Genomic DNA, 17,048 nt, shown 5'->3' with positions numbered 1-17,048 from the left:
GGTGGCAGGTGCCACCGGCCGGGCGTTCGCCGTGACGGAGCGTCAGCGACGCCGGTACAGCGGCAGGAACGACAGCAGCGCCAGCAGCGAGCAGCCCAGCACGATCAGGCCCAGCGCGGTCGCGGACGGGTGGCCGCCGACGCTGCTCAGCGGGGCCACCACCGAGCCGCACAGGAAGGTTCCGGTGCCGAGCAGCGCGGACGCCGAACCGGCCGCGTGCGGGGCCATGGTGAGGGCCTGTCCGTTGGCGTTCGGCAGGATCACGCCCATCGAACCCATCAGCACCGCCAGCGCGGGCCACACCCCGGCCAGCCCCGGGTCCCAGACCGTGGTGCACAGCACGACGGCCACCCCCGCCGCGGTGGCCACCGCGAGCGCCGACACCAGCAGCACCGGCCCGGGGAAGCGCTGCACCAGTACCCGCCCGTTCAGCTGCGTGACGGCCAGCAGCACGATCGAGTTGACGGCGAACACCAGGCTGTAGGTCTGCGGCGAGATCCGGTACACGTCCTGCAGCACCACCGACGAGCCGCCGACGTACGCGAACAGCGCGCCGAACGCGAAGGTGCTGGTCAGCAGGTAGCCGAGGAACGGGCGGTCGCGCAGCAGCCCGCCGATGGCGCGGACGGTGGTGCCCAGGCCGTCGCCGTGCCGGCGTTCCGGCGGCAGCGTCTCCCGGATGCCCACGGCCGAGCCGGCGGTCAGCAGCGCACCGAACACGGCCAGCGTGAAGAAGGTGCCGCGCCAGTCGGTGAGGTGGAGCAGCTGGGCGCCGGCCACCGGGGCGAGGATCGGGGCCAGGCCGGATATCAGCCCCATGGTGGCGAGGAAACGTATCATCGGGACGCCTTCGAGCCGGTCCCGGACGATCGCCCGGGCGATCACCAGCCCCGCCGAGCCGGCCGCGCCCTGGAGCGCGCGGCCGGCGACCAGCATCGCCATCGAGTCGGCGAGGGCGCACATCACGCTGGCCGCGGTGTAGACCGCGAGCCCGACCAGCAGCGGACCGCGGCGGCCGGCCCGGTCGCTGAGCGGGCCGAACAGCAGCTGGCCGAACGCCATCCCGAGCAGCGAGCCGGTCAGCGTCAACTGGGCGGCGGGCGCGGTGGAGTGCAGGTCGGCGGTCAGCTCGGGCAGCGCGGGCAGGTAGAGGTCGGTGGTGGCCGGTCCGAGCGCGGCGAGGCTGCCCAGGACGGCCACGGTGGCGGCCGCGAACGGGGCCTTGCCGCCCGGAGCGCCGGCGGCGGATTCGGCGGCGGGCGCGGTGTCGGTTCGGCCGGGGGCTGCGGGGACGGTCTGGTCGCCGTCGGCGTCGACGGTCGGGCCTGGCATGGTGCTCCTCGGGGTGGCGGGTATGCGCACCGTCCTATCGCATCCGCCCCGCCGCCCGGTAGGCCGGGTCCCGGCCGTCCGCGGTCCGCCGTCCGCGCGCTAGTGCACCGGCAGGCCGCCGGGCCGGGCGCTGGCCGCCACCGCCGCGTCCTGCCAGCCGTACAGCTGGTCGCCGATCAGCGCGACGTCGTACAGCCCGCAGTGCGCGGTCGCCCGCTGCGGGGCGTCCTTGGGGAACCAGTGCGCCCGCAGGTGCACGGCGCCGACCGGCCGGCCCTCGGTGCATCCGGCCGGGAGCGCCCGGTCCGGCAGCGTGGCCCGGATCAGGCGGTCGCCGTCGTGACTGCCCGTCAGGAAGGCGATCCGCACCGCCGTGTCGGGCAGCCAGGACGGCACCTCGCGCTCCTCGGCCTTGGCGGCGGCCCCCGTCGGGTACCGCATCGTCTGGTCCATCCGGTCCTGCGCCTGCTGGATCGCGGCCGGCCCGACCATCACCGCCAGCGCCGCAACGGCCGCCCCGCCGAGGACCACCGCCGTCGCCTTCCGCGCGCCCACCATCTCCGCCAACCCCTCCGCCGTGTCCCCGTCCCCTCCATCGTCGACCCGGTCGGCACCGCGAACCATGCCCGTGAAGTACCGAGCCGCATAGTCCCGAAGAGCTACCCTCCGCCGCCGCACCCCACCTTCCGGCGGATCCCGCACCACCCCGGAGGAGGACCCGGCTCCCGTCCGGTGCCGGGCGGGCGCCCCCGGGTGTCCGGCTCAGCCGATCCGGTACCCCACCCAGAACGGCCCGCCGGCCCGGTCGAGCACCTGCTCCAGCACGGCGACGAGGAGGTCCACGCCGTCCGGCGCGTCGGCGACGACGGCCGCCGTCGCCGCGATCAGCCGGGCGTGCAGCTCCGGGTCCGCGGCGGCGAGCCGGCGGGACAGCCACTTGCCGCCGCCGAGCCAGTGCCCGCCGACCCGCAGGGCCAGCTCGGACGCCTGGCGGAGCAGCTGGGAGGCGAGGTGGACCCGCTCCGGGTGGTCGGGGCAGCCGCGCAGGTCGTCCAGGGCGTCCGTGAGTTCGTAGCGGCGGCGCTCCAGCTCCATCGGCGAGGCGGGCGGCGGGCCCGCGGCGAGGCGTCGGCGCGACAGCTCCCGCAGCTCGGCACCGAGCCCGTCCGGGTCCGCGAGCAGCCGGCCCTCCGCGCACATGTGCAGAAGCGGCGAGCACGCGGCGGCGGTCTCCTGGTCGGCGAAGCGGTGCCAGTCGGCCTCGGTCTGCACGAACAGCTCGACGGGCCAGCCGAGATGGCGCAGGTTCTCCCGGTACGGGGCCGGCGGGCCGGCCAGCAGCACCACGATGTCGAGGTCCGAGGTCGGGGTGCGCCGGACGGTGAGCACACTGCCCGCCACGAACGCGGCCCGCAGTTCGGGGAACCGCAGGGCGACCAGGTCGGCGGCCGCCGCCACCGGGTCCGGGCGCTCCGTGGAGTCGTCGGCGGCGGGACGGGCCGTCCCGGGCGGGCGCGGCGTCATCCTGCGGTGAGCACGGTGCCCTGCGCCACCGCGCAGAGCGTCCGGGTGCCGTCCGCCGCGACGGCGAAGATCTCGCACCGGCAGATCGCCTGCCGCCGTCCGCTGGAGACCACGGTGGCCTCGGCGGACAGGGCGACTCCGGTGGCAGGCCGTACGTAACTGATCGTCAGGCCGCCGGTGAGCACGTCGGGGCCGAGCGCCGTTCCGGCCGCGAAGGTGAGCGCGTTGTCGGCGGCGTAGGCCAGGACGCCTCCGTGGACGAAGCCGTTCTGCTGCTTGAGGTCGTCGCGGATGTCGAGGGCGAGGACCGCGCGGCCCGGCTCGAACACCTCCACGCGGGCGCCGACCAGGACGCTGAACGGCTGGTCGTCGAGGACCTTCTGGGCGAACCGGAGTTCGGGCGTGAATGGCGTCATGCGGGACGGACCTCCAAGTCGTTGGGGGAGCGTACTCCCTGTTCCGTGCCCGGACCACCGGCTCCCCCCGGGGACGTGGCCCCACTCGCCGACCGGAGCGGTCCCGACCGGGTCGGGCCGGCCGTCGTCGGACCGCCCCGGTCGGCGGCCTGCCGGCACCTCCGCACCGGCGGTCACCTGTCTCCGGGCACCGTGCAGTTGGCCGGACGCCGCGGGAGGGAGCCGTCGGCCTGGGTGGCGATCTCCAGGAAGGCCAGCACCGCCAGCACCCGCCGGTGGTCCTCCTCCGAGGGCGGCAGGTCGAGCTTGAGGAAGATGTTGGTGGTGTGCTTCTTCACCGCCCGTTCGGTGATCACCAGCCGTTCGGCGATCGCGGCGTTGGAGCGCCCCTCGGCCATCAGTTGGAGGACCTCGCGCTCCCGCGGCGTCAGGCGGTCCAGCGGTTTCCTCCGCCCGGTGCCGCCGACCAGCATCGCGACCACCTGCGGGTCGAGCGCGGTGCCGCCCGCGGCCACCCGGTGGACCGTCTCCACGAACTGGTCGGGGTCGAACACCCGGTCCTTCAGCAGGTAGCCGACCGCGCCGCTGCCGTCGGCGAGCAACTCCTTGGCGTAGAGCTGCTCGACGTACTGGGAGAGCACCAGCACCGGCAGCCCGGGTATCCGCCGCCGGGCCTCCAGCGCGGCCCGCAGGCCCTCGTCGGTGAACGTGGGGGGCAGCCGCACGTCGACCACGGCCACGTCGGGGCGTTCGGTGAGCAGGGCGTTCAGGAGGTCCGGTCCGGTGTCCACGGCGGCCACCACCTCGAAGTCGTAGGCCTGCAGCAGCCGGACCAGGCCGTCCCTCAGGAGGAAGAGGTCCTCGGCGAGGACAACACGCACGGCAGCTCCATCGTCAGGGTGGTGGGGCCGCCGTGCGGGCTGCGGACGGCCAGGAGTCCGTCGAAGGTAGCAAGCCGGCGTTCCAGGCCGCGCAGTCCGGTGCCGCGCGAGGGGTCGGCGCCGCCCGTCCCGTCGTCGGTCACCTGGGCTTTCAGCAGGCCGTCCTGGTACCAGAGTTGGATGTCGACGCGGGCGGCGCCGGAGTGCTTCGCGGCGTTGGCCAGCGCCTCCGAGACGCCGAAGTAGACGGCGGACTCGACCGGGGCCTCGGGCCGGCCCGGCAGTTCGGCGGAGACCGTCACGTCCAGCGGGCTGTTCATGGCCAACGCCCGCACCGCGTCGACGAGTCCGCGGTCCGCCAGGACCGGCGGATGGATGCCGCGGACCAGGTCGCGCAGTTCGTCGAGGGCGGTCGCGGAGGCCTGGCGGGTCTCCGCCAGCAGCTGCTTGGCGGCCTGCGGGTCGCGCTCGACCAGCCGCTCGGCGACGCCCAGGTTCATCCCCATGGCCACCAGCCGGGCCTGCGCGCCGTCGTGCAAGTCCCGCTCGATCCGGCGCAGTTCGGCGGCCTGGGCGTTCAGTGCCTCGCGCCGGGTCTCGGTGAGGTGGGCGACCTTGCGCCGGGCGGCCAGCGCCTCGGCGCGGGCGGTCGGGCCGAGCAGGAGTCCGGCGAGCGCGGTGTGGGCGCGCAGCGCGACCGGCGCGAGCAGCAGGCCCGCCAGCAGGACCGGCAGCCCGAGCAGGGCGGCGGTCCGGGCGGCGGCGTCGTCCGTCAGGTGCACCCACAGGTAGGTGTTGTCGCCGCCGTGGGCCGCGAGCGTCTCGCGGACCCAGGGCTCCAGCAGGCCGAGGACGCCGTAGCCGACCACGGTCAGCGGGAGCAGCAGCAGGACGAAGCCGACGGCCGGGTCGACGAGCAGCCAGAGCAGGTCGCGCCAGGTGGCCGGGTCGGCCAGGATCGACCGGAAGCGCACCCACAGGCCCTGGACGCCCGGTTCTGCCTCCGGCCGCGGCAGGTAGGGCTCGCGGATCTCGGTGCCGGACCAGCGGGCGGCCAGGGTGCGCCGCAGCCCGGCCAGCCGGCGGACCGCCAGCGCGATCGGCGGCACCAGCAGGACGCCCACGCCGAGACCCATCAGGCCGCCGGCGAAGGACGCCGCGGTGAGCAGGGCCGTCTGCGGCACCACGAAGGCGGCCAGCGCCGCGCTGTGCACCACGGCCCGCACGGCGCGGCCCAGCGCGCGGAGCGGCCGCAGCGGGCCCCGCCCGGCATCCGGGTTCCCGCTCCCCGCACCGGTGTTGTCGTCGTTCACGGCCGTTCCTCCCCCGCCCCGCCGCCCTCGCGGCAGGCTTCTTCGTGTGCTGCCCTTCCGCACCCGAGTCTGCCGCAGCGCCGCGACCCGATCAGTGGCCCTCGGGACACTCCTTCCGGGGTACCTGGGTACACCGCGGCGGCGCCCGCCCGTCGTCGGACGCACCGCGCCCGGCACCTCCCGCGCGGACACCGGCCCGCCGGCGCAGCGCCGGGCCGTCAGGCCGGGCGGAACTCGTGCACGACCTCGATCGGGCCCGCCAGGTGCCGGTTGAACTCGTCCAACTCCTCGGCGGGCACCCACAGTTCGAGGATGGTCTCGCCGCCGGCCCGCTGCACGGGGTAGCGCCGGAGGAACGCCGTCCCGACCTCGAAGCGCGTCACGTAGCCGACGCCGGACGCCGGGACGTTCCAGTCCCGGGCGATCCGGATCGCGTAGTCCTCGTTCAGCACGGGGTAGAAGATCGGCTGCTCGGGCAGCCGCGGCGGCCACGCCCGCCAACCGGACGCGGCGACCAGGGCCAGCTCCTCGGGGCCGGTGGGGCGCCAGAGGGTGGTGGTCGGTTGCCGCTTTGTCGTCATATCGGCACCCTAGGGCGGGCATTGGTGCCGCGACCAGCGAATATTCAGCGGTAGGCGGCCTCGCCGGTGATGGCCTCGCCGAGGACGAGGGTGTGGATCTCCGAGGTGCCCTCGTAGGTGAGGACGGATTCGAGGTTGTTGGCGTGGCGCAGGACGGGGTAGGCGGTGGTGACGCCGTTGGCCCCGAGGATGGTGCGGGCGGTGCGGGCGATCTCCAGGGCGGTGCGGACGTTGTTGAGCTTGCCGAAGGAGATGTGGGCGGGCTGGGCGCGGCCCTCGTCCTTGAGGCGGCCGATGCGGACGGCGACCAGGTAGGCCTTCTCCAGTTCGAGGGCCATGTCGACGAGCTTCTGCTGGGTGAGCTGGAAGCCGCCGATGGGCCGGCCGAACTGCTCGCGGTCGCGGGCGTACTCGACGGCGGCGCGGTAGCAGTCGCGGGCGGCGCCGACGGTGCCCCACAGGATGCCGTAGCGGGCCTCGCCGAGCGAGGACAGCGGGGCGCGCAGGCCGCGGGCGTCGGGCAGCATCGCGTCGGCGGGCAACCGGACGCCGTCGAAGGCGAGTTCGCTGGTGACGGAGGCGCGCAGCGAGAGCTTGCCGGGGATGTCGGTGGCGGTGAACCCGGGGGTGCCCCGCGGGACGAGGAAGCCGCGGACGCCGTCCTCGGTGGCGGCCCAGACCACGGCGACGTCGGAGACCGAGCCGTTGGTGATCCACATCTTGGCGCCGTCGAGGATCCAGTCGCCGCCGTCGCGCCGGGCGCGGGTCCGCATCGCGGCCGGGTCGGAGCCGACCTCGGGCTCGGTCAGGCCGAAGCAGCCGACGGCCCGGCCGGCGGCCAGCTCCGGGAGCCAGCGCAGCTTCTGCTCCTCGGAGCCGTAGGCGTGGATGGAGCGCATGGCGAGCGAGCCCTGCACCGAGACGAAGCTGCGCAGCCCGGAGTCGGCGGCCTCCAGCTCCATGCAGGCGACGCCGTACTCGGTGGCGGTGGAGCCGGTGCAGCCGTAGCCGTCCAGGTGCATGCCGAGGACGCCGAGCTTGCCGAGTTCGGGGGCGATCTCGCGGACCGGGAAGGTGCCGTGCTCGAACCACTCGGCGAGGTGCGGCCGGACGTGCCGGTCGGTGAAGGCGCGGACGGTGTCGCGGATCAGCCGCTCGTCCTCGGTGAGCAGTTCGTCGACGCCGAGCAGGTCGAGCGGGTCGGGGCGGCCGGGGCGGCGGTCGGCGGGGGCGGTGGCCATCGGACGGGCTCCTCGGAGGGTTGCGGGGAACGGGGCTACCGAGGAGTATGCCGCCCGCCCGGCCCGGAGTCTTGACGCGGACAGAGCGAGCTGATTCCCTGTCAGGTCAGGAAACTTTCCTAACAGTTGAGCGCCGTCGGACACCCCGCGCCCGGCCGCGCCCAGGACTCCCGGAACGGTGACCCATGGCCAAGCACCTCCCCGCCCGCCCGCTGCTCGCCCTCGCCGCCACCGCCGCCCTGACGGCCGGCGCGCTCGCCCTGGCCCCCGCCGGACAGGCCGCCTCGCCCGACCCGGTCGGCCTCAACGCCCCCTACGAGTACCTGGGGTGGGGCAACCCGCAGAACCCGGTGCAGGTGATGCAGGCCACCGGCGCCACCCAGTTCACGCTGGCCTTCATGCTCTCCGACGGCGGCTGCAACCCGAAGTGGGACGGCACCCGGGCGCTCACCGGCGGCAGCGACCAGAGCACCATCGACGCGATCCGGGCCGCCGGCGGCGACGTGCTGGTGTCCTTCGGCGGCTGGGACGGCAACAAGCTGGGCGAGAAGTGCAGTTCGGCGTCCGCACTGGCCGGCGCCTACCAGAAGGTCATCGACGCCTACCGGTTGAAGGCGATCGACATCGACATCGAGAACACCGAGGCCTCGAACGCGACGGTCCGCCAGCGGGTGATCAGCGCGCTGAAGACGGTGAAGACCAACAACCCGGGCCTGAAGGTGTACGTCACCTTCGGCACCACGCCGACCGGCCCCGACTCCGTCGGCGTCGACCTGATCAAGAAGGGCGCGGCGGCCGGCCTGGCGGTGGACGGCTGGACGATCATGCCGTTCGACTTCGGCGGCCACAGCGGCGCGATGGGCACCGTCTCCACCCGGGCCGCCGACGGGCTGAAGAACGCGGTGGCGAGCGCCTACGGCTACGACTCCGCCACGGCGTACAAGCACATCGGGATCTCCTCGATGAACGGGAAGACCGACGAATCGGACGAGACGGTCTCCACCGCCGACTTCACCACGATCCTGAACTACGCCAAGTCGCACCACCTGGCCCGCTTCACCTTCTGGGCGGTCAACCGGGACCGCCCGTGCCCGTCCGGCACCTCGGCGGGCGACAGCTGCAGCGGCATCAGCCAGTCCGCCTACGCCTTCACGAAGATCATCGCCTCGTACCACGGCTGACGGCCCGTCGGCCCGCACCGCTCCGGGGCCGGCGGTGCGGGCCCGACACACCCGCCGGGAGGCGCGGGAATGCCCGGCGGCCGTGGAAGGCTGACGGGACCAGGAGGTGTCCCACCATGGCGGACAGCAGGAACGAGCAGGGCTGGCGGACCGAGCACGACTCGATGGGCGAGGTCCGGGTGCCGGCGGCGGCCAAGTGGCAGGCCCAGACGCAGCGGGCGGTCGAGAACTTCCCGGTGTCGGGGCAGCGGCTGGAGCGCGCGCACATCGCGGCGCTGGCCCGGATCAAGGCGGCCGCGGCGACGGTGAACGCGCGGCTCGGCGTGCTGGAGGAGCCGGTCGCGGCGGCGATCCGCTCGGCGGCCGAGGAGGTCGCGGACGGCCGCTGGGACGACGAGTTCCCGGTGGACGTGTTCCAGACCGGCTCCGGCACCTCGTCGAACATGAACGCCAACGAGGTGATCGCCACCCTGGCCACCGAGCGCCTGGGCCGCCCGGTCCACCCCAACGACCAGGTCAACGCCTCGCAGTCGTCCAACGACGTGTTCCCGTCCTCGATCCACATCGCGGCGACCGGCGCCGTGGTGCACGACCTGGTCCCGGCACTGGAGCACCTGGCGGGGGCGTTGGAGGCGAAGGCCGGGGAGTTCGCCGAGGTGGTGAAGTCCGGCCGCACGCACCTGATGGACGCCACGCCCGTCACGCTCGGCCAGGAGTTCGGCGGCTACGCGGCGCAGGTCCGGTACGGGGTGGAGCGGCTGACCGCCGCCCTCCCCCGGGTCGCCGAACTGCCGCTCGGCGGAACGGCGGTGGGCACCGGCATCAACACCCCGCCCGGCTTCTCCGCCGCCGTGATCGCGGAGGTCGCGCAGGCGACGGGGCTGCCGCTGACCGAGGCCCGCAACCACTTCGAGGCGCAGGGCGCGCGGGACGGCCTGGTCGAGCTGAGCGGGCAGCTGCGCACCGTCGCCACCGGCTTCACCAAGATCGCCAACGATCTGCGCTGGATGGGCTCCGGCCCGCGCACCGGCCTGGGCGAGATCAACCTGCCGGACCTGCAGCCGGGTTCGTCGATCATGCCGGGCAAGGTCAACCCGGTGCTGCCCGAGGTGGTGCTGATGGTCGCCGCGCAGGTGATCGGCAACGACACGACCGTCACGGTGGCCGGCGCGAGCGGCAACTTCGAGCTGAACGTGATGCTCCCCGTGATCGCCCGCAACGTGCTGGAGTCGGTGCGCCTGCTGGCCAACGCGGCCCGCCTGCTGGCCGACCGCACCGTCGCCGGCATCACCGCGAACGCCGAGCGCACCCGCGAGTACGCCGAGTCCTCGCCGTCCGTGGTCACGCCCCTCAACCGGTACATCGGCTACGAGGAGGCCGCGAAGGTCGCCAAGCAGTCGCTGGCCGAGCGCAAGACGATCCGCCAGGTCGTGGTCGAGCGCGGCTACCTGGACCGCGGCCTGCTCACCGAGTCCCAGCTCGACGAGGCGCTGGACGTGCTGCGGATGACCCGCCCCGCCGACCGGTCCTGACGCCCCGTCGGCCGCGCGCACCCGTCCGCCCCGGCCGCACGGCAACCGGCCAGGCGCACCCGCCCGCCCCGGCCGCGGAGCAAGGCGTCCGCCCCGGCGGCGGACCGGGGCGGACGGGGAGGCGGCAGGGTTGTTCAGTCCCGGCGCCGGGCCATGCCGGTCATGCCGGTGAAGGCGAGGCCGACGGCGGCCAGGGCGAGACAGGTCATCACGCCGCCGGTGATGACGTTGGTGAGGATGGTCCGGCGGACGTGCGCGCCGCCGTTGACCGCCCACGGGGCGATGATCGTCCATGCGCCGATCGCCACGCAGGCCCAGGCCCGGGCGTGGGTCCGGCCGAACGCCGGGCCGTAGCCCGCCATCAGGACGGCGAAGGCGATGCCCAGCACCAGGTTGCTGATGGTGAGGCCGGGGTACGCCGTGAAGCCGACCACCCACGGGGAGATCGCGAGGAACAGGCCGGTGCAGATCGCCAGCGCCTCGGTCCCCTGCGCGGCGGTCGTCGAGGTGACCGCCTCCGCGTGTTCGCGCAGGGCCAGGATGTCCGGGTGGTGCTCCATACCCTTGGGTAGCTGGGTGGACACCAGGACCACCTCCTTGTTGTCGGGACATGCGAGCCACCTGGTCGCTACCCGGTACGAGGTGAAAATAACGCTACCCACCAGTTTGTTCTTATTTTTTACTTATCACCCGTTCTGTCCAGGTTTCCGCCCCTCGACTTGCCCGACCTCTCCGCTCCCCTCCCGCGCGCGTACGGTGGAGAGCGGAGAGGTTCCCCATGCACTTCACCGATCGCACCGATGCCGGACGGCGGCTCGCCGCCGCGCTCGCCGCCACCCCCGACGCGCAGGACGCCGTGGTGGTGGCGCTCCCCCGCGGCGGGGTGCCGGTCGCGGCGGAGGTCGCGACGGCGCTGGGCGCGCCGCTGGACGTGTGCGTGATCCGCAAGGTCGGCGTGCCGGGCCAGCCGGAGCTGGCGATGGGCGCGGTCGGCGAGGACGGCGCCCGGGTGGTCAACCAGACGGTGGTGGACGCGGCGGGCGTCACCCCCGGGCAGTTCGCGGCGGTGGAGGCCCGCGAGCGGGCCGAACTCGCCCGCCGCGCCGCCGCCTACCGGGCGGGCCGGCCGCCGGTGCCGCTCGCCGGGCGGACCGTGCTGGTGGTGGACGACGGGGTGGCGACCGGGTCGTCCGCGCTGGCGGCGTGCCGGATGGTGCGGGCCCGCGGCGCGTCCCGGGTGGTGCTGGCGGTGCCGGTGGCCCCGCACGACTGGACGTCCCGGCTGGCCGGCGCGGCGGACGCGTTCGTGGCCGTGCACACGCCGTCCCGGTTCCTCGCCGTCGGCGAGTTCTACCAGGACTTCCGGCAGACCACGGACGACGAGGTGCTGGCCGCGCTGGACCGCGCGGACCGGCCGCACCGCCCGGCCGTCGACGTGCACGAGCTGGCCTTCCCGACCGGCCCGGCCGCCGTCGCGGTGCCCGAACACGCCGTCGGGGTGGTGCTGTTCGCGCACGGCAGCGGCTCCGGCCGGGACAGTCCGCGCAACCGGCGGGTCGCCGAGCGGCTGCACCGGGAGGGCCTGGCGACCGTGCTGTTCGACCTGCTGACGCCCCGTGAGGCGACCGACCGCTGGAAGGTGTTCGACCCGGGCCTGCTGGGCGGCCGCCTCGCCGAGGCGACCCGCACGGTGCGCGGCCGTCCGCCGCTGGCGGGCCTGCCGTTCGGGTACTTCGGGGCGAGCACCGGCGCGGCCGCCGCACTGTGGGCGGCGGCGGAGCCGGACGCCGAACCGGGCGCGATCGTCTCCCGGGGCGGCCGTCCGGACCTGGCGCGGGCCCGGCTTCCGCTGGTGACCGCGCCGACCCTGCTGATCGTCGGCGGCGCGGACGAGGACGTGGTGGAGCTGAACCGGCAGGCCCGCTCCGAGCTGCGCTGCGAGAGCGCCCTGCAGGTCGTCCCCGGCGCGGGCCACCTGTTCGAGGAGCCGGGGGCGCTGGAGACGGTCGCCGACCTGGCCGCGCAGTGGTTCGCCCGGTACCTCACGATCCGTCAGTCTGGAGGCGATCGGGCGGAACACTGAGCAATCCGCCCAGTCGGATCCGCCGCCCGCTGCTCATCTTGTACACATTGAGCAGCAGGAATCGGACCTGTTGCCCACCTCACCGAGCTGGAGGAAGCTCCTCGCAACCGACCTCGACGTGGAGGATTGCACCGATGACCGCCGACGCCGCTGTTGTACTGACGCCCGAGGAGCTGGAGGCCGGCCTCACCGCCGAGCAGCTGCGCACCCTGGTGGGCCTGGTCGAGTACGACGCCTCGACCGACCCGTTCCCGGTGACCGCCCAGGACGCCGTCGTCTTCGTGGTCGGCAACGCGACCCAGACCGCGCAGTTCTACCAGACCGTCTTCGGCATGGAGCTGGTCGCGTACTCCGGCCCGGAGACCGGCCGCCGCGACCGCAAGGCCTTCGTGCTGCGCTCCGGCTCCTGCCGCTTCGTGATCAAGGGCGGTGTGCTGCCGGACAGTCCGCTGCTGGACCACCACCGCCGTCACGGCGACGGCGTCGTGGACCTCGCGCTGGAGGTCCCGGACGTGGACAAGTGCATCGAGCACGCCCGCGCCCAGGGCGCGACCGTCCTGGAGGAGCCGAACGACGTCTCCGACGAGAACGGCACCGTCCGCCGCGCCGCGATCGCCGCCTACGGCGAGACCCGCCACACCCTGATCGACCGCTCCCGCTACAAGGGCCCGTACCTGCCGGGCTACATCGCCAAGGAGTCGACGGTGGTCCGCCCCGAGGGCGCCCCGAAGCGGCTGTTCCAGGCGCTGGACCACGCGGTCGGCAACGTCGAGCTCGGCAAGATGGACGAGTGGGTGTCGTTCTACAACCGGGTGATGGGCTTCGTGAACATGGCGGAGTTCGTCGGCGACGACATCGCCACCGACTACTCGGCGCTGATGTCGAAGGTCGTCGCCAGCGGCAACCACCGGGTGAAGTTCCCGCTCAACGAGCCGGCCATCGCCAAGAAGAAGTCGCAGATCGACGAGTACCTCGAGTTCTACACCGGCCCGGGCTGCCAGCACATGGCGCTCGCCACCAACGACATCCTCACCACCGTCGACGTGCTGCGCTCGCGCGGCGTGGAGTTCCTGAACACGCCGGACTCCTACTACGACGACCCGAAGCTGCGCGAGCGCATCGGCAAGGTCCGGGTCCCGATCGAGGAGCTGAAGTCGCGCGGCATCCTGGTCGACCGCGACGAGGACGGCTACCTGCTGCAGATCTTCACCAAGCCCATCGGCGACCGGCCCACGGTGTTCTTCGAGTTCATCGAGCGGCATGGTTCGCTGGGCTTCGGAAAGGGCAACTTCAAGGCGCTCTTCGAGGCGATCGAGCGCGAGCAGGAGCAGCGCGGCAACCTCTGACGGACAGTCACCAGGGCGACGAGGGAGAAGCGGGACGATGGCGTACTACCGGCAGCTGGGCTCCGTGCCACCCAAGCGGCACACCCAGCACCGCACCCCCGAGGGGGGCCTCTACTACGAGGAGCTGATGGGCGAGGAGGGCTTCTTCTCGGACTCCTCGCTGCTGTACCACCGGCACATCCCGTCGGCGGTGACGGCCGCCTCGGTGTGGGAGCTGCCGGACCAGTCCACCACCGCGAACCTCCCGCTGCTCCCCCGTCACCTGAAGCTGCACGAGCTGTTCCCCGGCCAGGAGTGGAAGTCGGCGGACGTCGTCACCGGCCGCCGGCTGGTGCTCGGCAACGCGGACGTCCGAATCTCCTACGTGGCGGCCGGCTCGCCCAGCGAGCTGTACCGCAACGGCCTGGGCGACGAGTGCGTGTACGTGGAGTCGGGCGCCGGCGTGCTGGAGTCGGTGTTCGGCACCCTGACGGTCGGTCAGGGCGACTACGTGATCATCCCGCGGGCGACCACGCACCGCTGGGTGCCGACCGGTGACGAGCCGCTGCGCGCCTACTGCATCGAGGCGAACAGCCACATCACCCCGGCCCGCCGCTACCTGTCCAAGTACGGGCAGCTGCTGGAGCACGCCCCGTACTGCGAGCGCGACCTGCGCGGCCCCGAGGGCCCGCTGCTGGTCGACGGCGGCGAGGTGGACGTGCTGGTCAAGCACCGCGGCCCGGGCGGCGTGGTCGGCACCCGCTACACCGTGCCCGCCCACCCGTTCGACGTGGTCGGCTGGGACGGCTGCCTGTACCCGTACGCCTTCAACATCGCGGACTTCGAGCCGATCACCGGGCGGGTGCACCAGCCGCCGCCGGCGCACCAGGTGTTCGAGGGCAACAACTTCGTGATCTGCAACTTCGTGCCGCGCAAGGTGGACTACCACCCGCTGTCGATCCCCGTGCCGTACTACCACGCGAACGTGGACAGCGACGAGGTGATGTTCTACTGCGGCGGCAACTACGAGGCCCGCAAGGGCTCCGGCATCGGACAGGGGTCGATCTCGCTGCACCCCGGCGGCCACACCCACGGCCCGCAGCCGGGTGCGTACGAGCGCTCGATCGGCGTGGAGTTCTTCGACGAGCTGGCGGTCATGGTGGACACCTTCCGCCCGCTGGAGCTCGGCGAGGCCGCCACCGCCAGCGAGGACCCGAACTACGCGTGGACCTGGGCGAGGCGATGAACGTTCCCGAGCTGTACCGCGGGCTGTTCGACGACGCGGCGGTCTTCCCGCCCGGCGACCTGCCGCTGGCGGACGCGGTGCCCGCGCACCTGGCGCACCGCGTCGCCCCGTACGCGGCGGCGGTCGGCCCGCTGCTCGTGCCGGTCGACAAGCTGGCCGAACTCGCGGCGCTGGCACCGCAGTTCCCGATCGGCGTGACCGTCCCGACCGGGCGGCTGGCGGAGGCCCTGAAGGGCGCCGCCGGGCTGCCGCTGGCCGGCGTCGAGTACGTGGCCGGCGAGGACGTGCGGGCCGCGGTGGCGGAGCTGGACGCGCTGCTGCCGGAGGGCGTCACCGCCGCCGTCGAGGTGCCCCGCTCCGACCGGATCGAGGATTCCCTGGACGCCCTGGCCGGCACCCCGTACCGCGCCAAGTACCGCACCGGCGGTCTGAGTTACGCCGCCTTCCCGAGCGTCGCCGAGCTCGCAGCCTTCCAACTGGCCTGCGCGGAACGCGAGTTGCCGTACAAGTGCACGGCGGGCCTGCACCACGCGGTGCGGCACACCGACCTGGGCACCGGCTACGAGCACCACGGGTTCCTCAACGTCCTGCTGGCGGCCGGGACTTCGGACCGCGCCGAGGCCGCCGAACTGCTCGCCGAGCGGGACGGGGCCCGGCTGGCGACCGCCGTGCAGTCGCTGACGGACCACCAGAGCGCCCGGATCCGCGCCGCGTTCACCGCCTTCGGCACCTGTAGCATCGCCGAGCCGTTGGAAGACCTCGCCCGACTCGGCCTCCTGGAGAACTCTTGACCACCACCACCTGGCTCGATCTGCCCGCGGACTCGCCGTTCGGCGTGCACAACCTCCCCTACGGCGTGTTCACCGCCCCCGACCGGCCCGGCCGGCGGCGGATCGGCGTCCGGATCGGCGAGCAGGTGCTGGACGCCGGCGCGGCCGCCCGGGCGGTCGGCGCCCCGTCCGCGCTGCTCGACGCCGAGACGCTCAACCCGCTGATGGCGGCCGGCCGTTCCACCTGGCGGACGGTCCGCGCCGGCCTCACCGAATGGCTGACCGACACCGCCCACCGCGCCGCCGTCGAGCGCTGCCTGATCGACCTGGCCGAGGTCGAACTGCACCTGCCGTTCGAGGTCGCCGACTACGTCGACTTCTACGCCTCCGAGCACCACGCCACCAACCTGGGCAAGATCTTCCGCCCCGGCCAGGAGCCGCTCACCCCGAACTGGAAGCACCTGCCGATCGGCTACCACGGCCGCGCCGGCACCGTCGTGGTCTCCGAGACGCCGGTGGTCCGCCCGTCCGGGCAGCGCAAGGCCCCCGCGGACGCGGCGCCGTCGTTCGGGCCGAGCCGCCGCCTCGACATCGAGGCCGAGGTCGCGTTCGTCGTCGGCACGCCCAGCACCATGGGCCGGCCGGTGCCGCTCGCCGACTTCGCCGAGCACGTGTTCGGCGTCTGCCTGCTCAACGACTGGTCGGCGCGCGACATCCAGGCCTGGGAGTACGTGCCGCTCGGCCCGTTCCTCGGCAAGTCCTTCGCCACCTCGGTCTCCCCCTGGGTGGTGCCGCTGGAGGCCCTCCAGCACGCCCGGGTCGCCCCGCCGGCCCGCGACGTGGAGCCGCTGCCGTACCTCGACGACCGGGACGCCGAGCCGTGGGGCCTGGACCTGGCGATCGAGGTCTCGCTGAACGGGCACACCGTCTCCCGCCCGCCGTTCGCCGGCATGTACTGGACCGCCGCCCAGCAGCTGGCCCACCTGACCGCGAACGGGGCCTGCCTGCGCACCGGCGACCTGTACGCCTCCGGCACGGTCTCCGGCCCCGAGCCGGACACCCGCGGCGCGCTCATCGAGCTGACCTGGAACGGCGAGCACCCGCTCAAGTTCCCCGACGGCACCATGCGCACCTTCCTGGAGGACGGCGACGAGGTGTCCATCACCGCCACCGCCCCCGGCCCGGGGGGGCTGCGGGTCGGATTCGGCGAGGTCACCGGACGGATCATCGGCTGATCCGCCCTCGCGGGCTGCGGGTACGTCAACCACGTGCCCGCAGCTCGCCGCATTTCGGGTGAGGTTGCGGGCCCGCAAACCCGTCTGCCGCTAGAAGTTGACGCGACATCACGCGGCTCTCGTCCCGAGCCGGGCCGCCCACGCCCGGCGCCCGAGGGGAAGTGCCGCCACCGCTCGCGGACGACTCTCTCCCGGAGGACCCCGATGACGAAGCTGCGCACCCTGATCTGCGGAGCCGCGTTCGCCGCCGCCAACCTGCTGATGCCCGCCCCGCAGGCCCACGCCGCCCCGCCCGCCCCCTGGTCCGTACCGCTGTGCGGCTACGCCCCGCGCGCCTTCTCCCCCACCGAACCCGTGCTGCTCACCACCGCGCTGCGCCCCTGCTGAC

At 73.7% G+C, this 17,048-nt stretch carries 17 protein-coding genes; 8 read left to right on the top strand and 9 right to left on the bottom strand.

Annotated elements, in window-relative coordinates:
• Positions 1 to 42: 42 nt before the first annotated feature.
• The 8 genes from ACFV1L_RS19265 to ACFV1L_RS19230 form a co-directional block, all read right to left on the bottom strand.
• Positions 43 to 1,332 carry a multidrug effflux MFS transporter gene (locus ACFV1L_RS19265; RefSeq protein ID WP_380367300.1) on the bottom strand — a complete coding sequence of 430 codons (1,290 nt, stop codon included), beginning with the start codon at positions 1,330 to 1,332 and terminating at the stop codon, positions 43 to 45.
• A 99-nt stretch (positions 1,333 to 1,431) separates the two neighbouring features.
• Positions 1,432 to 1,890, bottom strand: coding sequence for a hypothetical protein (locus tag ACFV1L_RS19260; RefSeq protein WP_380367298.1), 459 nt, complete (start codon positions 1,888 to 1,890; stop codon positions 1,432 to 1,434).
• Between the two features lie 204 nt (positions 1,891 to 2,094).
• Complete coding sequence (locus ACFV1L_RS19255) at positions 2,095 to 2,856, bottom strand: nucleotidyltransferase domain-containing protein (protein WP_380367296.1); 762 nt, start codon at positions 2,854 to 2,856, stop codon at positions 2,095 to 2,097.
• Positions 2,853 to 3,272 carry a PaaI family thioesterase gene (locus ACFV1L_RS19250; RefSeq protein ID WP_380367295.1) on the bottom strand — a complete coding sequence of 140 codons (420 nt, stop codon included), beginning with the start codon at positions 3,270 to 3,272 and terminating at the stop codon, positions 2,853 to 2,855. Before ACFV1L_RS19250 ends, ACFV1L_RS19255 begins: the two co-directional genes overlap by 4 nt.
• A 173-nt stretch (positions 3,273 to 3,445) precedes the next feature.
• The gene (locus ACFV1L_RS19245) at positions 3,446 to 4,153 is read right to left on the bottom strand and encodes a LuxR C-terminal-related transcriptional regulator (RefSeq protein WP_380367293.1); all 708 of its coding nucleotides are present in this window, start codon (positions 4,151 to 4,153) and stop codon (positions 3,446 to 3,448) included.
• A complete protein-coding gene (locus ACFV1L_RS19240; protein ID WP_380367291.1) occupies positions 4,117 to 5,466 on the bottom strand; it encodes a sensor domain-containing protein in 1,350 nt (449 codons plus the stop codon). The genes ACFV1L_RS19245 and ACFV1L_RS19240 overlap by 37 nt, the downstream gene beginning before the upstream one ends.
• 218 nt (positions 5,467 to 5,684) lie before the next feature.
• Positions 5,685 to 6,047 (bottom strand): hypothetical protein, encoded by a 363-nt coding sequence (locus tag ACFV1L_RS19235; RefSeq protein WP_380367290.1) that lies wholly within the window; start codon positions 6,045 to 6,047, stop codon positions 5,685 to 5,687.
• Positions 6,048 to 6,091: 44 nt separating this feature from the next.
• Entirely contained in the window at positions 6,092 to 7,288 is a 1,197-nt protein-coding gene (locus ACFV1L_RS19230; RefSeq protein WP_380367289.1) for an acyl-CoA dehydrogenase family protein, read from the bottom strand.
• Between the two features lie 185 nt (positions 7,289 to 7,473).
• On the opposite strand from ACFV1L_RS19230, the gene ACFV1L_RS19225 reads away from it, so the two are divergent.
• The gene (locus ACFV1L_RS19225; protein ID WP_380367287.1) at positions 7,474 to 8,469 is read left to right on the top strand and encodes a chitinase; all 996 of its coding nucleotides are present in this window, start codon (positions 7,474 to 7,476) and stop codon (positions 8,467 to 8,469) included.
• Between the two features lie 116 nt (positions 8,470 to 8,585).
• Positions 8,586 to 10,001 (top strand): class II fumarate hydratase, encoded by a 1,416-nt coding sequence (locus ACFV1L_RS19220; RefSeq protein WP_380367285.1) that lies wholly within the window; start codon positions 8,586 to 8,588, stop codon positions 9,999 to 10,001.
• A 134-nt stretch (positions 10,002 to 10,135) separates the two neighbouring features.
• On the opposite strand, the gene ACFV1L_RS19215 is transcribed toward ACFV1L_RS19220, so the two are convergent.
• Complete coding sequence (locus ACFV1L_RS19215) at positions 10,136 to 10,585, bottom strand: SPW repeat protein (RefSeq protein WP_380367284.1); 450 nt, start codon at positions 10,583 to 10,585, stop codon at positions 10,136 to 10,138.
• 194 nt (positions 10,586 to 10,779) lie between these two features.
• Here ACFV1L_RS19215 and ACFV1L_RS19210 point away from each other — a divergent pair, with 194 nt between their 5' ends.
• The 6 genes from ACFV1L_RS19210 to ACFV1L_RS19185 all read left to right on the top strand — a co-directional run bounded on the left by ACFV1L_RS19210 (position 10,780) and on the right by ACFV1L_RS19185 (position 17,047).
• Entirely contained in the window at positions 10,780 to 12,084 is a 1,305-nt protein-coding gene (locus ACFV1L_RS19210; RefSeq protein ID WP_380367282.1) for a phosphoribosyltransferase family protein, read from the top strand.
• Positions 12,085 to 12,218: 134 nt separating this feature from the next.
• The gene (gene hppD / locus ACFV1L_RS19205) at positions 12,219 to 13,430 is read left to right on the top strand and encodes a 4-hydroxyphenylpyruvate dioxygenase (protein ID WP_380367280.1); all 1,212 of its coding nucleotides are present in this window, start codon (positions 12,219 to 12,221) and stop codon (positions 13,428 to 13,430) included.
• A 37-nt stretch (positions 13,431 to 13,467) separates the two neighbouring features.
• Entirely contained in the window at positions 13,468 to 14,655 is a 1,188-nt protein-coding gene (locus ACFV1L_RS19200) for a homogentisate 1,2-dioxygenase (protein ID WP_380367279.1), read from the top strand.
• Positions 14,634 to 15,446: a hypothetical protein gene (locus ACFV1L_RS19195; RefSeq protein WP_380367277.1), complete on the top strand. Its 813-nt coding sequence runs from the start codon at positions 14,634 to 14,636 to the stop codon at positions 15,444 to 15,446. The genes ACFV1L_RS19200 and ACFV1L_RS19195 overlap by 22 nt, the downstream gene beginning before the upstream one ends.
• Positions 15,443 to 16,660 (top strand): fumarylacetoacetase, encoded by a 1,218-nt coding sequence (fahA, locus tag ACFV1L_RS19190; protein ID WP_380367276.1) that lies wholly within the window; start codon positions 15,443 to 15,445, stop codon positions 16,658 to 16,660. The genes ACFV1L_RS19195 and fahA overlap by 4 nt, the downstream gene beginning before the upstream one ends.
• Positions 16,661 to 16,864: 204 nt before the next feature.
• Entirely contained in the window at positions 16,865 to 17,047 is a 183-nt protein-coding gene (locus ACFV1L_RS19185) for a hypothetical protein (RefSeq protein WP_380367275.1), read from the top strand.
• The last annotated feature ends 1 nt before the right edge of the window (position 17,048 follow it).

This window comes from Kitasatospora sp. NPDC059646, assembly GCF_042734615.1.
Taxonomy (GTDB): domain Bacteria; phylum Actinomycetota; class Actinomycetes; order Streptomycetales; family Streptomycetaceae; genus Kitasatospora.
Note: the sequence above shows the minus strand (reverse complement) of the source record. Positions and strands in the feature narration are given on the sequence as shown.